Here is a 13,898-nt window from a genome sequence, read left to right as displayed (position 1 = left end):
CTGACGAAGTGCGCGCACCTGGCCAGGCCGCCCGCCCACTGCGGGTTCTGGTCACGGGTGCCTCGGGGTTCGTCGGCGGAGCGTTACTCGACCGGCTGGCGACGGATCCGGGGTATCGCGCCCTCGGGATCGGGCGCTCGAGCTCGGAACGCGCCGACTACCGTTCGCTCGATCTCGCCGCGCCCACCGCCGTGGCCGACCTGCTCGCCCTGGACGGGTTCGCCGAGGAGGGGCCCGCAGCGAGCGGGTCCGGTCCGGACGTGATCGTGCACACGGCGGCGCGGAGCTCGCCGTGGGGCAGCCGGCGGGAGTTCGAGCGGGACAACGTGCAGCTCACCAGGACCGTGCTCGAGTACGCCGAGCGGGTCGCCGACCGCGTCGGCCGGCTGCCGCGCGTGGTGTTCGTGTCGACCGCCTCCGTCGTCACGCGCGCCCGCGATCAGCGGGGGATCCCGGGAGACGCCCCCGCACGGCCGCCGTACGTCAGTCGCTACGCCGCCACCAAGGCCGCCGCCGAGGAGCTCGTGCGCGCCTATCCGGGCGAGTGGACCGTGCTGCGGCCCCGCGCGGTCTTCGGCCCGGGCGACACCACCCTGGTGCCGCGACTCGTGGCCGCGGCGCGGAGCGGGCGGCTCCCGCGCATCCGCACCCCGGCGGGGCGGCCGGTGCTCGGCGACCTGCTCTACATCGACACCCTCGTCGACCAGCTCGTGGGCGCTCTGAGCGCACCCGAGGTGGTCGGGCGCACCCTCACGCTGACCAACGGCGAGCCCGTCGACCTCCAGGCGACGGTGCTCGACCTCGTCGCCCGACTCGGGCTCCCGGCTCCTCGGCGGGAGGTTCCCCGCCGGGTCGCCCTCGCCGCGGCGAGCGCGGTCGAACTGCTCTGGCGGGCGACCCGGCGTGCGGGGGAGCCGCCGATCACGAGATACTCGGTCATCGTGTACGCCTTCTCCACCACCTTCGACGATCCCCGCGCCCGCGCCGTCTTCGGGCCGCCGCGCGTTACCGTGGCCGAGGGGATCGACCGCCTGCTGGGCGGGATGACGGCGTCGACCCGGGACGGCCGGCGGTGAGCCCGACGAGCACCCGGCCGGTCGCCCCGCCGCACGCGCGGCTCGCCGCGGTCGCCACGTTCCTGCCGGAGGAGACGCGGTCCAGCGCCGAGACCGAGCAGCAGCTCCGCGAGACGAACCCCGGGTTGCCGCTCGCGACGGGGCTGGTCCGGCGGATCACGGGCGTGGAGCGGGTGCACCTGCGGCCCGAGGGCTGGCAGACCTCCGACCTCGCGGTGGCCGCCGCCCGGCGGGCGCTCGAGCGCTCGCCCGGCCCGATCGACCTGCTGCTGTTCGCCTCCGCGAGCCAGGACCTGATCGAACCCGCGACCAGCCACATCGTCTCGGCCAAGCTCGGTCTGGACTGCCCGGTCATGGACATCAAGAACGCCTGCAACAGCGTGCTCAACGCCCTCGAGGTCGCCGAGGCGCTGATCGCCACCGGCCGGCACCGGCGCGTGCTGGTCGCGAGCGGCGAGCAGCCCTCGCACGCGGTGCGCTGGAGGCTCGACGGGCCCGAGCAGTTCCTCCGCTCCTTCGCCGGCTACACGATGAGCGACGCCGGGGCCGCCGTGATCGTCGAGGCGACCGTGCCGGCCGAGCATCCCGAACCCCGCGGCATCCTCGGCAGCCGCTTCGCCGCCCGCTCGGAGCACTGGATGGTGGGCACGCTGCCCACCGGCGGCTCGATGAACCCGCACGCCGAGGGCGGCAGCTACTTCGACATGGACGGCGCCGCTCTGCAGCGGGCGTTCCTGGAGGTCGGCGTCGGTCTGGTAGGCGAGACCCTCGCCGAGCTCGCCCTCGAGCCCGGTGATCTCGACTTCGTCGCCATCCACCAGGTCGCCGCGCCCTACCACGCGAGCATCGTCGAGGCGATCGGCGTCGATCCGGCGCGCACGGTGCTGACCGTCGCCGAGCACGGCAACCTCGCCTCGGCCTCGCTGCCACTGCAGCTGGAGCTTGCTCGGGAGCGCGGCCTGGTGCGCGACGGCAGCCTCGTGGCCCTGGTAGGGCTGGCCGGCGGGATCTCGCTCGGCGTGATGGTGGTGCGCCTGTGACCACGGATGCCCGGGCCGCCGCGCCGGCTCTGAGGCCGGGGGGCGAACGACGCTGGGAGGAGCGCGTGCAGCGCACCGCGCATCCGCTCGCCTACCCCGCTCTGAGCGCGATCCGGCGTGACGTCCTCCGCGTGCCCGGGGTGGGGGTGGTCGTGACCGAGCCGGCGCTGCTCCGGCGCATCCTGCTCGACACCGAGCACTTCACCAAGACCGGGCCCGGTTCGCCGGCCGACCTCTGGACGCCGGTGCTCGGCCCCTCGGTGCTGTTGAACATGGAGGGTGCCGACCATCACGCCCTGCGCCGCCGGCTCGCCCCGCTTTTCGCGCCCGCGTTCGTCGAGACGCTCACCGAGCAGACGATCGGGGGCCGGGCCGAAGCCCTGACCCGCCGTTTGACGGAGGGTGAGGCGGTCGACCTCGTCGGCGAGGTGCGCGAGTACGCCGGTCAGGTGATCAGCCGCCTGGTGGGGCTGGACCGGGACGTGGTGGGCGAGGAGCTCTTCGCCCGGATCTCGTCGGTGACCGGTTTCGTCTCGCTGGCCCGCCCCCGGTTCACGCCCGCGCAGGTGCGGCGGGCGCGCGCGGTGCTCGCCGAGTTGACCGACCACGCCCGCTCGGCCTACGCCGCCGGGCCGGACCAGCCCGGCGAATCCGGCGGCGCCCCTATCGCCGCCGCCCCCGAGACCGGTGACGCCCTGACTGTCGATCCCGCCGAGGCCGAGACCGTCCCCGCCCGCATGCGCCGCCTCGGCCTCAGCGAGGAGGAGGCCCTGGGCGCGGTCGGCGCCTTCGTGCTCACCGGCACCGAGACGCTCGTCTCCTACCTGCCACGGCTGATCGCCGTGCTGGCCGACACCGGCTGGCTCGAGGTGCTCGCCCACGACCGCTCGCTGCTGGACCAGGCGATCGCCGAGGGCCTCCGCGTGACGACGCCCTCCCCGGTGATGCTGCGGAGCGTGGCCGCCCCCGCCGAGGTGGGTGGCACCGCGGTGCGGCCGGGCGACCGCCTCGTGCTCGCGACCTTCCTCGCCGACCGGCGGGCGGGCGGCTTCGACCCGGTCGGCAACCCCGCCGCCTCGCTGCGCCAGCTCTGGTTCGGGGCCGGCGCGCATTTCTGCCTCGGCGCCCCGCTCGCCATGGCTCAGATCCGGCTGACCGTCGGGGCGGTCCTGGATGCGGCCGCCTCCGCGCCGCTCGCCGTCGTGCGCCGACGCGCCCAGCGGGGCACCCTCATCCCCGGCTACGCCGAGCTCGTCCTCGAACGGCGGGCGCCCCGGCGATCCCGGTAGAGTCGGAAAATGCGTGCACTCGTGTTCAACGACGCCTACTCCGTGGCCGTCGAAGAGGTTCCGGATCCCGAGATCGTCGCCGCCACGGACGCGATCGTCCGCGTGGTCGCGACCTGCGTCTGCGGCAGCGACCTCTGGTACTACCGCGGCGAGACGCCCCGCGCGGCGGGGTCGCGGATCGGCCACGAGTTCATCGGCGTCGTCGAGGCCATCGGCACCGACGTCGGCCGACTGCACGTGGGCGACTTCGTGATCGCGCCCTTCAAGTACAGCGACGGCACCTGCGTGCACTGCGTCGCCGGCATCACCACCTCCTGCGTGCACGGCGGCTACTGGGGCTCCAAGGGCGTCGACGGCGGCCAGGGCGAGTTCGTCCGCGTGCCGCTGGCCGACGGAACCCTCGTCGTCGTGCCCGGCGGCCGGCCGGAGGACGCGCTCCTGGCGCACCTGCTCGCCCTGACCGACGTCTACGGCACGGGCTTCCACGCCGCCCGCAGTGCGGCCGTCGTGCCCGGCTCGGTCGTCGCGGTCGTCGGCGACGGGGCCGTAGGGCTCAGCGGGGTGCTCGCGGCGAAGCGCCTGGGTGCCGAACGCATCATCGCCCTCAGCCGCAACCCCGAGCGGCAGGCGCTGGCGACCGGCTTCGGCGCCACCGACCTGGTCGCCGTGCGCGGCGCCGACGCGGTCGAGGCCGTGCTCGAGCTCACCGACGGCATCGGCACGGATGCGACGCTCGAGTGCGTCGGCACCGCCGAGTCCTTCGCCACCGCGTTCGCGATCGCACGCCCGGGCTCCCGGGTCGGCTCGGTCGGGATGCCGCACGGCGTGGAGTTCCCGCTGAACATCGCGTTCGGCAACAACGTCGGCCTCGGTGGCGGGATCGCCCCGGTGCGCGCGGCGATGCCCGAGCTCCTCGCCGAGGTGCTCGAGGGCGCGATCGAGCCGGGCCTGGTCTTCGACCTCGAGGTCGCGTTCGACGATCTCCCGGAGGGCTACGCCGCGATGGATGAACGCCGGGCGGTCAAGGCGATGGCGAGGCTGTCGTGAGCGGCCCCCGGGTGCCCCGCGGCACCGACGCCGCCGCGCCCCGTGACTACGACGTCGCCGCTCCCGGCGGTCTCGGCTTCGGCGTCGCCGTCGCCCAGTTCGCCCCCGGAGCCGACAAGGCGGCCAACCTCGAGACCATCGCCCGGCTCGCCCGCTTCGCCGTGGCGCGAGGCGCCAAGCTGGTGGTCTTCCCCGAGTACTCCTCGTACTTCGTCGACCCGCTCGGCGAGCTGCTGGTGCAGAACGCGGAGCCCCTCGACGGCCCGTTCGTCTCGGTGCTCGCCGCCCTGGCGACCGAGCTCGACGCGCACCTGATCGCCGGCCTGGTCGCCGAGGCCTCCACGCCCGACCGCTTCGCCAACCTGCTCGTCGCGGTCTCGCCCGGCGAGGGCGTGGTCGCGCGCTACAGCAAGCAGCACCTCTACGACGCGTTCGGCGGTCGCGAGAGCGACTGGGTCGAAGCCGGAGCGCTGACCGACCCGGAGACCTTCTCGATCGACGGCATCACGATCGGGATGCAGACCTGCTACGACATCCGCTTCCCCGAGGTCTCCCGACGGCTGGTGGATGCCGGCGCCGACCTGGTCGCCGTACCGGCCGAGTGGGTGCGCGGCCCCCTGAAGGAGCATCACTGGCGCAGCCTCGTCACCGCGCGGGCGCTGGAGAACACGATCTACGTGGCCGCGGCCGACCAGACCCCGCCGATCGGCGTCGGGGCGAGTCTCATCGTCGACCCGATGGGCGTGACGATCGCCTCCCTCGGCGAGCGCGAAGACGTCGCGGTCGCCTGGGTCGACCCCCACCGCATCGACGAGGTGCGCCGGGTGAACCCGGCCCTCGCGCTGCGCCGGTACACCACGGCCCTGCGGCCGGGGGAATCGGGCACGGAGGATCAGGGCACGGACGGTGCCTGAACGGGCCCGGTCGAGCACCGGCTGCGGTCAGCGTCTGCGGTCAGCGCCTGCGGTCACCTACCGAGACGTCCGCGGTCAACGCCCGAGACGTGACAACTGCGCCGAGGCGCGTTCGAGCACCTCGGTCTTCTTGCAGAACGCGAACCGCACCAGGCTCGCGTACTCGGCCCCGAGCTCCTTGTGGCAGAAGGCGCTGATCGGCACCCCGACCACGCCGGCGAGGGCCGGCAGCTCCCGGCACAGGGTCGCCGCATCCCGATAGCCGAGCGGCGCCGCATCCGCCACCACGAAGTAGGTCGCCTGGGGCGAGCTCACCTCGAAGCCGGCCGCGACCAGGCCCCGGGTGAGCAGGTCGCGCTTGGCCTGGAGGGTGCGCGCGATGTCGTGGAAGAAGGATTCGGGCAGCTCGAGCCCAACGGCCACCGCGGGCTGGAAGGGGGCGCCGTTGACGAAGGTGAGGAACTGCTTGACCGCGAGGATGGCGGTCACCAGCTCCGGGGTCGAGGTGAGCCAGCCGATCTTCCATCCCGTGGTGCTGAAGGTCTTGCCGGCCGAGGAGATCGAGACCGTGCGCTCCCGTGCGCCCGGCAGGGTCGCGATCGGCACGTGCGGAACCCCGAAGGTCAGGTGCTCGTAGACCTCGTCGGTCACGATGATCGCGTCGTGACGGTGGGCGAGCTCCACGATCACCTCGAGGGTCTCCCGCGACAGCACCGACCCCGTGGGGTTGTGCGGGTCGTTCACCAGGATGACCCGGGTGCGGTCGGTCACCGTGGCACGGAGCTCGTCGAGGTCGGGCTGGAAGTCGGGCCGGCGCAGTGGGACGGTGCGGTGGATGCCGCGGGCCAGCGAGATCAGCCCGCCGTACGCGTCGTAGAACGGTTCGAAGGTGACCACCTCGTCGCCGTCGTCCACGAGGGCCAGGATGGTCGCGGCGAGAGCCTCGGTCGCGCCCGCGGTGACGAGCACCTCCCGGTCGGGGTCGACGGTCAGCCCGTAGAAGCGCCGCTGGTGCGATGCGATGGCGGCGCGGAGCACCGGCATCCCGGTTCCCGGCGGGTACTGGTTGACGCCGTCGGCGATGGCGCGCCGCGCCGCGTCGAGCACCTCGGCCGGGCCGTCCTCGTCCGGGAAGCCCTGGCCCAGGTTGATGGCGCCGGTGGCCTGGGCGAGACCGCTCATCTCGGCGAAGATCGTCGACGCGATCCGCCCGTCGGGGGAGAGCAGACCGGCTCCCCGTGCCGCGCGCTGCCAGGATCCGTCGATCGTCATTGCCACTCCGTCTTCCGCCGTCGTTCCAACCTAGCGCGCCCGCGAGGCCGCGCCGATCCGTGCGCACTTGGTGGAGTCTTATCCAGACGGCAGACGCCGCACAGCCCGTCCATAGAGAACCCTCAGCTTGGGTGAGGAAGCTAGCGAGTGCTTGGAAGGAGCACCCCATGTCAGACAGCACCGAGAACCACGACGGCATCCCGGCCGGCTCGACGGGCCCGCAGCACGACGCCCCGTCCTCGGAGTCGACCCCGGCCGAGACCGCCAGCCCGGCCGAGACCGTCACCCCCGCGCCCGCCGCGGAGACCCCCGCCTACCCCCACCAGGGCGCGACGACCTCGGCCGTGCCGCCGGTCGTCCCCACGTCGGCGCCGTCGCCGGCCACGCAGCCCACCACCCCGCTTCCCCAGGGCGGCTTCACCGCGCCCGGGCAGGCCGCTCCGGCGCCGCAGGCCCCGGTGCAGCAGACCCCGGCGCAGCCGGTCCACACCACGCCGGTCCAGCCCGCGCACACCGCGCCGACCCAGCCCTACGCCCAGCCGTACACCGCGCAGTCGTCGTACCCCCAGACCTACGGCCAGCAGCCGCAGCAGCCGGTCGCCGGCCAGCAGCACGCGGGCCAGCAGCACGCCGGCCAGCAGCACGCCGGCCAGCAGGCGCCCACCGCGAACTACGGCAACGGCTCCTTCGGCACGCCCCCCGCCGGCAACCCGCCCTACGGCGCCGTGCCCGACCCCGCGTTCAACTCGGCCATGTACGCCGCCTCCGGGGCCTACGCCGACCAGAACCGCGCCCCGAAGCAGCCGCGCAAGCGCCGCGGGGGAGTCGCGCTGATCGCGGCCCTCGCCATCGGCGCCCTGATCGGTGGAGCCTCCGGCGCCGGCGTCACCGCCTGGGCCGTCAATCAGAACGGCGGCAACTCCTCCACCAGCGCGTCGAGCCCGACGAGCATCACGGTGAACAACCCCGACAACGCGAACCTGATCACCGCCGTCGCCGCGAAGGCCTCGCCCTCCGTGGTGACGATCTCGGTCTCGAGCAACCAGGCCGCCGGAACCGGATCGGGCGTCGTCCTGACCTCCGACGGCTACATCGTCACCAACACGCACGTGGTGACGCTGGACGGCGCGACCGCGACCCCGGACATCCAGGTGCAGACCAACGACGGCAAGATCTACAAGGCCACCGTCGTGGGCACCGACCCGGTCGCCGACCTCGCCGTGATCAAGCTGACCGACGCCTCGGGCCTCACGCCCATCGACTTCGGCGACTCGTCGAACCTCAACGTCGGCGACGTCGCGATCGCCATCGGCGCCCCGCTCGGCCTCTCCGGCACCGTGACCAACGGCATCGTCAGCGCGCTCAACCGCAGCATCACGGTTGCCTCCTCCGCGGCTCCGGACGACACCGAGACCAACCCGGCTCCGGATGACGGCAACGGCAACCAGGGCCCGTACGACTTCTGGAACTTCGACATCCCGGGTCAGGGCGGCGAGGGCCAGCAGCAACAGCAGCAGCCCACGCAGCAGTCCTCGATCTCGCTCTCGGTCATCCAGACCGATGCGGCGATCAACCCCGGCAACTCCGGTGGTGCGCTCCTGGACTCCGAGGGCAAGCTGATCGGCATCAACGTCGCGATCGCGAGCGCCGGCTCCTCGTCGAGCGGGTCGCAGTCGGGCAACATCGGTGTGGGCTTCTCCATCCCGGCGAACCTGGTCAAGCGCGTCACCGACGAGATCATCAAGAACGGTTCGGCCACCCACGGTCTGCTCGGAGCCACGGTCGGCGACGCCGCCTCGGCCCAGGGCAGCACGACGGCCGGCGCCGTGATCCAGTCGGTCTCCTCCGGTGGAGCGGCCGAGAAGGCCGGGCTCCAGGCCGGCGACGTCGTGACGGAGTTCAACGGCCTGCCGGTGACCGACTCGATCGACCTCACCGCCCTGGTCCGCACTCAGCCCGCAGGCGGCGACGCGAAGCTCACCTTCACCCGTGGCGGCAGCTCGAAGACCGTCGACGTGACGCTGGGCCAGCTCGCCGGCTGACCCGCTCCCGACCGGCGCCACGCGCCACGAAGGCCGGTGACCCTCCTCGGAGGTCACCGGCCTTCGCCGTGTCCGGGCCGGAGCCGGTCGCGCGCCAAGGTCACGATTGCCTAAAGAACTCCTCCCCGGGGCACGATCGGCGAAGGGTGCCCGATCCGCGAAGTTAGCCTTGGTCGGTGGGTGTGCTGAGCGGGTCGTGGGGTGCGCTTCGGACGCACCTGGCCGACCGGGCGACCCGCCTCCGACTCGACCAGGCCCTCGAAGCCCGGGCGCCGCTTCCCGCGGGCCGCTTCCCGATCGGCGTGCACGTGCCCGACGGGCCCCTGAGCCTGTTCCGCCTGCGTCGCTGGTACGGTCCGCTCGCCGAGCTCGCGAAGACCCACCCGGTCCTGCTCGTCGTCCGCGACCCGGCCGCCGCCCTCGAGCTGCTCGAGGAGTCGCCCGTCCCGGTGGCCTTCGCCCCGGCCGACGCCGACGTCGAGCAGCTCCTCCGCGTGCAGCCGCTGCGGATCGTGCTGCACGTCGACCACCACCCGGCGACCTTCGAGGCCCTGGGGCACGGGCACCGGTGGCACGTGTTCCTCGACCACGGCGAGAGCGACCACACCCCGAACCAGCTCGGGGCCTACGACCACGCGCTCATCGCCGGCGACGCCGCCGTCGACCGTCTGGGCCGTGCCCTCTGGGGCTACGACGCCGCCCAGCGCGCCATCCGCATCGGGCGGCCCCAGGCCGACCACCCGGCGGGCCGCGCGCCGTTCGAGCCCGACGGCCGCACCGTCGTGCTCTACGCCCCGACCTGGGAAGGCGAGGATGCGGCCGCGACCTTCGGGTCGGTCGCGACCCACGGCCGGGCCCTGGTGCGCGACCTGCTCGTCTCCGCCGACCACCGCGTGATCTACCGACCGCATCCGCGCACCGGCAGCCGCGACGGGGCCTACGCGGCCGCCGATCGCGAGATCGCCGAGGCGATCGCCCAGGCCAACCGGCTCGACCCGGCAGCCCGGCACGTGCACGACACCGCGCCCGAGCTCGGCTGGCAGCTGGTCGCCGCCGACGTCGCGATCGTCGACGTCTCGGCCATGGTCTTCGACCGACTGGCCACGGGCGGGCCGCTGCTGGTCACGCGACCTGTGGCCGAGGATGCGCGGATCGACACCGCGGGCTACCTCTCGGACTGCGAGTGGCTCACGGTAGACGAGGCCGGCGACCTCCGGGGCCGGCTGTCCGGGCTGTCGGCGGATTCGGCGGCCGCGGTGCGCCTGGGCCGCTGGGTCACCTACTACTTCGGCGACACCCGGCCCGGCGCGGCGACCCGGCGCTTCCACGCGGCGATCGAGCAGCTGCTCGCCGACGGGGAGCGGAGAGCCGCCCGCGAGGAGCACGACGAGCGGGTCGATCTGGTCTGAGGCGTCAGGGGCAGCTCAGGCGCATAGTTGCCCGGGCACTCAGGCCGACGACCTCGACGAGGGTGCGCGACTAGCTGTGCGAGGAGCGCGCGAGCGCGTACTTCGCCAGGATCACGGTGACCCCCGCGATCACGAGCACCACGGCCGCGGTCACGAGCATCGGCGTGAAGTCGTACCCGGTCTGGGCCAGCGTGGGCTGCGCATCCGACTCGGCGGCGGAGGCGGCGGAGACGCCGAGACCGAGCACGGCGAAGAAGGCGCCGAGGAGGACGGCGGAGGCGCTGGCGACGCGTCGTCTCATGGCTGCCCCCTCCAGGAACGGGCCGGGGTGTCCGGCCGACACCGTCGAGGAAACGCCTCGCGGTGCTCCCAGGCTACCACTCCGCTGTGAATCCGCGGGATTCAGATGCGGATGTCAGGAACCTCTGGTGACCCGCCGCCGCGCGGCCCGGGCGCCTCGACGACACCACCGGGCGAGGGCGCGGGTGACGACGGGGTCGCGGGCGCGGGCCCGATGGAGCGCGCCCGCCGGGGGAGCCTCAGCACCCGACTCGAGCCCGATGCCTCCTTCCGGGCCTTCTTCTCGCCCGAGGTCAGCTTCTGTTTCGGGGCGGCCGGGGACTTCACGGTGATCGCCAGGTCGTCGGGATAGCCGAACGGCGGCGGCCCGAACGCGGTGCGGGCGCTCTGGATGACCGTGCGGCCGAGCACCAGGTTGCCGACCCCGCCGATCGCGGCGCCGATGCCGAACGGGATGGCGCGGCCGACCGCGCTCGCCCCCTGCCCGACCGCGAAGTGCCGGAGGAACGACTTCTTCAGCTGATCGGCGATCGGCCCGACGACGAAGCCGGGCAGGCTCGAGGTCACGACCTGGCCCCAGTAGGCGTTGCGGTTCGCGCCCCCGGTGGCCTGGCCGGCGATCTGACGCAGCAGGTCGCTGCCCGCCTTGCCCATCAGCATGGTCATCACCAGGGCTCTGGCGCGGTCGGGGTCGGTCACGGCGATGCCGTGCACCTCGGTGACCGACTGCGCGAACAGGGCGGTCGTCTCGAGGAACCCCGCGGTCTCGACCGCGCTGAGCCCGAGCGAGATGCCGGTCCCGACGAAGGGCAGCATGGCGCTGGCCCCGACGGCCGCGCCGCCCGTGGTCACCGCGGCGACGTAGCGGCGCTCGAGGATGACGAGCAGCTGCTCGGGCGAGGCGTTCGGATGCAGCCGGCGGATTCCCCGCAGGTGGGCGAGGACGACCGGGCGCTGAACGCTCAGCACGCGGTCGATGTTGCGGTCGAGTCGGGAGGCCATCCTTCTACTCTGGTGCGTTCTGCTGAAGGATGCGCGAGAATGCCCCCCATGCGACGTCGAATCCAGTCCGAGAAGGCGATCGAGCAGTTCTCGCTGGTCGATGCCCTGCTGGCGGGGCTGTTCGACGGCGTGTTCCCCGTCTCCGACATCCGGCGCCGCGGCACCCTCGGGCTCGGCTGCGGCGACCACATGGACGGCGAGCTCGTCGTGCTGGGCGAGGAGTTCCGGCTGTTCCACGGCGACGGCAGCGTGACCCTGCTGCCCCCGGAGGCGAAGCTCGCCTTCGCCGAGGTCGTCGACTTCGAGCCCGAGACCTCGGCGCTGCTGGAGTCCGTGCCCGATCTGGAGACCTTCGTCGCCGAGGTGCGGGAGCGGGTGGCGAGCGCGAACCTGTTCCACGCGGTGCGGTTCGACGGCCATCTCGCGCGCGTGTCGCTGCGCGAGGCGAGGCGGCAGGTCAAGCCCTATCTCCCGCTCGCGGAGGCCGTGCACGACCAGCGGGAGGTGGTGATCCCGGACATCGCCGGGACGCTGCTGGGCTTCGTCGCCCCGACCGTCTTCCAGGGCGTCACGGTGGCCGGTGCGCACTTCCACTTCGTCGACGTCACCGGGCGGATCGGCGGCCACGTGCTCGGTCTGACGGACGCCAACGGCGAGCTGCAGCTGGAGACCTACTCGGCCGTGACCGTGCGCCTGCCGCACTCGCGGGACTACCTCCAGGCCGATCTCGACCTGGAGGCCGAGGAGGCCGACCGGGCCATCCGCCACGCCGAGTCCGACCACCAGGGCTGACGTCGATCCCGGCCGAGCACGAGGCCGGCCGATCACGAGCCTCTTCCGACCACGAGCCCGGCCGGGGTGGGGGTCGGCTAGCGTGGAGGGATGGAGCGGGAGTACGCGGTCGGGATCGAGCACCTCGTCGTGTCGTCCCGCCACCGTTACGAGGGCCGCCCGGCCGACGGCCCGCTGCCCGCCCTCCCCGGTGAGGACGAGTCGCGGCAGAGCATCGCCGTCCGCGCAGGGCGCGGGATCGTCGGCGACCGGTTCTACGGGCATCTCGCGCACCGCAGCGCGGCGGTGACCGTGATGGCGGCCGAGTCGCTGGAGGACGTCGCCACGCTGCTGGGCGTCGCGCATCCGTTCGACCCCGTCGCGGCCCGCCGCAACATCGTGCTGCGCGGCGTCGACGTCGACGCCCTCGCCGGGCAGCGGTTCAGTCTCGACTCCGGCGACGGGCCGGTGCTGTTCCAGGGGCACCGCCCCGCGAACCCGTGCGCGTGGATGAACGTGGTGCTCGCCCCGGGCGCCCACAAGGCCCTGCGCGGTCGGGGCGGAGTCCGGTGCGAGCCGCTCGGCGACGGGGTGCTGCGTCTGGGCGCGGCCACGCTCAGGACCGAGGTCGACCTGCTGCGGGAGCCGACCCTGGTCTGACGACCCGGTGCGGCTTCGCCCCGGGAGTGCCACGGTCGAGAGGGACGCGGTCGCGAGGGCGGCCGCCCTGACGACGGGAGATGCGGATGACCCGCTTCGGCTACACCCTGATGACCGAGCAGAGCGGCCCGAAAGACCTGGTGCGCTACGCGGTCGCGGCCGAGGAGGCCGGTTTCGACTTCGAGGTCTCCAGCGACCACTACTCGCCCTGGCTCACCGAGCAGGGCCACGCCTCCTACGCCTGGACCGTGCTCGGCGCGGTCGCCCAGGCGACGTCGCGGGTCGAGCTCGCGACCTACGTCACCTGCCCGACCGTGCGCTACCACCCGGCCGTCATCGCCCAGAAGGCGGCCACCCTGCAGCTGCTCTCGGACGGGCGGTTCATCCTGGGCCTCGGCTCGGGCGAGAACCTGAACGAGCACGTCGTGGGGGAGGGCTGGCCGGCCGTCTCGGCGCGGCAGGACATGCTCGAGGAGGCGGTCACGATCATCCGGGCGCTGCACGAGGGCGACCTCGTCACCTGGGAGGGCGACTACTTCCGCGTCGACAGCGCCCGCATCTGGGACCTGCCGGAAGGCGGCGTGCCGATCGGCCTCGCGGTCTCCGGTGAGAAGTCGATCGAGCGCTTCGCCCCGCTCGGCGACCACCTGATCGCGGTGGAGCCGGACGGCGACCTCGTGAAGGGCTGGGCCGAGCACTCGGGCTCCGGGGCGGCCTCCCGGTCGATCGGCCAGATCCCGATCTGCTGGGACCCGTCGTCGAAGGAGGCGGCGATCGAGAAGGCGCACTCGCAGTTCCGCTGGTTCGGCGGCGGCTGGTCGGTGAACGCCGATCTGCCGACACCCGCCGGTTTCGCGGCCGCGAGCCAGTTCGTGCGGCCCGAGGACGTGGCGGACTCGATCGCCTGCGGCCCGGACCTCGACGAGATCGCCGAGAGCTTCCGCCCCTACCTCGACGCTGGGTTCACCGACATCGCCCTGGTGCAGGTCGGCGACGAGGGGCAGGACCGCTTCCTCGCGGAAGCGGCGGAGCCCCTGCTCGAGAAGCTCCGCGCGCTCCGCTGAGAGTCGTCGGTC

The 13,898-nt window shown here is 73.3% G+C and carries 13 protein-coding genes; 10 read left to right on the top strand and 3 right to left on the bottom strand.

The genetic code is table 11. The features are described 5' to 3' along the window. Positions 1 to 8: 8 nt before the first annotated feature. From AC59HU_RS08565 to AC59HU_RS08545, 5 genes are read left to right on the top strand one after another with little or no spacing between them, the layout of a single operon-like run. The gene (locus AC59HU_RS08565) at positions 9 to 1,076 is read left to right on the top strand and encodes an NAD-dependent epimerase/dehydratase family protein (protein ID WP_497222967.1); all 1,068 of its coding nucleotides are present in this window, start codon (positions 9 to 11) and stop codon (positions 1,074 to 1,076) included. Beyond that, positions 1,073 to 2,116, top strand: coding sequence for a 3-oxoacyl-ACP synthase III family protein (locus AC59HU_RS08560; RefSeq protein WP_497222966.1), 1,044 nt, complete (start codon positions 1,073 to 1,075; stop codon positions 2,114 to 2,116). The genes AC59HU_RS08565 and AC59HU_RS08560 overlap by 4 nt, the downstream gene beginning before the upstream one ends. Continuing rightward, entirely contained in the window at positions 2,113 to 3,405 is a 1,293-nt protein-coding gene (locus AC59HU_RS08555) for a cytochrome P450 (protein WP_497222965.1), read from the top strand. The genes AC59HU_RS08560 and AC59HU_RS08555 overlap by 4 nt, the downstream gene beginning before the upstream one ends. A 9-nt stretch (positions 3,406 to 3,414) precedes the next feature. After that, positions 3,415 to 4,452, top strand: a complete 1,038-nt coding sequence (locus tag AC59HU_RS08550) for a zinc-binding dehydrogenase (RefSeq protein WP_497222964.1) — start codon at positions 3,415 to 3,417, stop codon at positions 4,450 to 4,452. Next, entirely contained in the window at positions 4,449 to 5,366 is a 918-nt protein-coding gene (locus tag AC59HU_RS08545; RefSeq protein ID WP_497222963.1) for a carbon-nitrogen hydrolase family protein, read from the top strand. Before AC59HU_RS08550 ends, AC59HU_RS08545 begins: the two co-directional genes overlap by 4 nt. A gap of 75 nt (positions 5,367 to 5,441) precedes the next feature. Here AC59HU_RS08545 and AC59HU_RS08540 read toward each other — a convergent pair whose 3' ends face one another. Continuing rightward, on the bottom strand, positions 5,442 to 6,638 hold the full coding sequence (locus AC59HU_RS08540) for an aminotransferase class I/II-fold pyridoxal phosphate-dependent enzyme (protein ID WP_497222962.1): 1,197 nt from the start codon (positions 6,636 to 6,638) through the stop codon (positions 5,442 to 5,444). A gap of 167 nt (positions 6,639 to 6,805) precedes the next feature. On the opposite strand from AC59HU_RS08540, the gene AC59HU_RS08535 reads away from it, so the two are divergent. After that, positions 6,806 to 8,680, top strand: coding sequence for a S1C family serine protease (locus tag AC59HU_RS08535; protein ID WP_497222961.1), 1,875 nt, complete (start codon positions 6,806 to 6,808; stop codon positions 8,678 to 8,680). A 176-nt stretch (positions 8,681 to 8,856) separates the two neighbouring features. Then, on the top strand, positions 8,857 to 10,089 hold the full coding sequence (locus AC59HU_RS08530) for a CDP-glycerol glycerophosphotransferase family protein (RefSeq protein ID WP_497222960.1): 1,233 nt from the start codon (positions 8,857 to 8,859) through the stop codon (positions 10,087 to 10,089). 70 nt (positions 10,090 to 10,159) lie between these two features. Here AC59HU_RS08530 and AC59HU_RS08525 read toward each other — a convergent pair whose 3' ends face one another. Both AC59HU_RS08525 and AC59HU_RS08520 read right to left on the bottom strand, forming a co-directional pair. Further along, positions 10,160 to 10,390 carry a hypothetical protein gene (locus AC59HU_RS08525; RefSeq protein WP_497222959.1) on the bottom strand — a complete coding sequence of 77 codons (231 nt, stop codon included), beginning with the start codon at positions 10,388 to 10,390 and terminating at the stop codon, positions 10,160 to 10,162. A 101-nt stretch (positions 10,391 to 10,491) separates the two neighbouring features. Next, the gene (locus AC59HU_RS08520) at positions 10,492 to 11,391 is read right to left on the bottom strand and encodes a hypothetical protein (RefSeq protein WP_497222958.1); all 900 of its coding nucleotides are present in this window, start codon (positions 11,389 to 11,391) and stop codon (positions 10,492 to 10,494) included. A 48-nt stretch (positions 11,392 to 11,439) separates the two neighbouring features. Between AC59HU_RS08520 and AC59HU_RS08515 the strand changes: the two genes are divergently transcribed. The 3 genes from AC59HU_RS08515 (at position 11,440) to AC59HU_RS08505 (ending at position 13,886) form a co-directional block, all read left to right on the top strand. After that, positions 11,440 to 12,183, top strand: a complete 744-nt coding sequence (locus AC59HU_RS08515; protein WP_497222957.1) for an acetolactate decarboxylase — start codon at positions 11,440 to 11,442, stop codon at positions 12,181 to 12,183. A 90-nt stretch (positions 12,184 to 12,273) separates the two neighbouring features. Next, positions 12,274 to 12,822, top strand: coding sequence for an MOSC domain-containing protein (locus AC59HU_RS08510; protein ID WP_497222956.1), 549 nt, complete (start codon positions 12,274 to 12,276; stop codon positions 12,820 to 12,822). 86 nt (positions 12,823 to 12,908) lie between these two features. After that, complete coding sequence (locus AC59HU_RS08505; RefSeq protein ID WP_497222955.1) at positions 12,909 to 13,886, top strand: LLM class F420-dependent oxidoreductase; 978 nt, start codon at positions 12,909 to 12,911, stop codon at positions 13,884 to 13,886. Positions 13,887 to 13,898: the final 12 nt, after the last annotated feature.

The sequence above is a fragment of the Herbiconiux sp. 320_LB genome, from assembly GCF_059691755.1.
This window is presented reverse-complemented; position numbering and strand designations above follow the sequence as displayed.

What these genes read in the sequence shown, in the direction of transcription:
- AC59HU_RS08550 (WP_497222964.1), top strand. Translation starts at nt 3,415, where the DNA reads ATGCGTGCACTCGTGTTCAACGACGCCTACTCCGTGGCCGTCGAAGAG.
- AC59HU_RS08535 (WP_497222961.1), top strand. Translation starts at nt 6,806, where the DNA reads ATGTCAGACAGCACCGAGAACCACGACGGCATCCCGGCCGGCTCGACG.
- AC59HU_RS08525 (WP_497222959.1), bottom strand. Translation starts at nt 10,390, where the DNA reads ATGAGACGACGCGTCGCCAGCGCCTCCGCCGTCCTCCTCGGCGCCTTC.
- AC59HU_RS08505 (WP_497222955.1), top strand. Translation starts at nt 12,909, where the DNA reads ATGACCCGCTTCGGCTACACCCTGATGACCGAGCAGAGCGGCCCGAAA.
- AC59HU_RS08520 (WP_497222958.1), bottom strand. Translation starts at nt 11,391, where the DNA reads ATGGCCTCCCGACTCGACCGCAACATCGACCGCGTGCTGAGCGTTCAG.
- AC59HU_RS08510 (WP_497222956.1), top strand. Translation starts at nt 12,274, where the DNA reads ATGGAGCGGGAGTACGCGGTCGGGATCGAGCACCTCGTCGTGTCGTCC.
- AC59HU_RS08540 (WP_497222962.1), bottom strand. Translation starts at nt 6,638, where the DNA reads ATGACGATCGACGGATCCTGGCAGCGCGCGGCACGGGGAGCCGGTCTG.
- AC59HU_RS08515 (WP_497222957.1), top strand. Translation starts at nt 11,440, where the DNA reads ATGCGACGTCGAATCCAGTCCGAGAAGGCGATCGAGCAGTTCTCGCTG.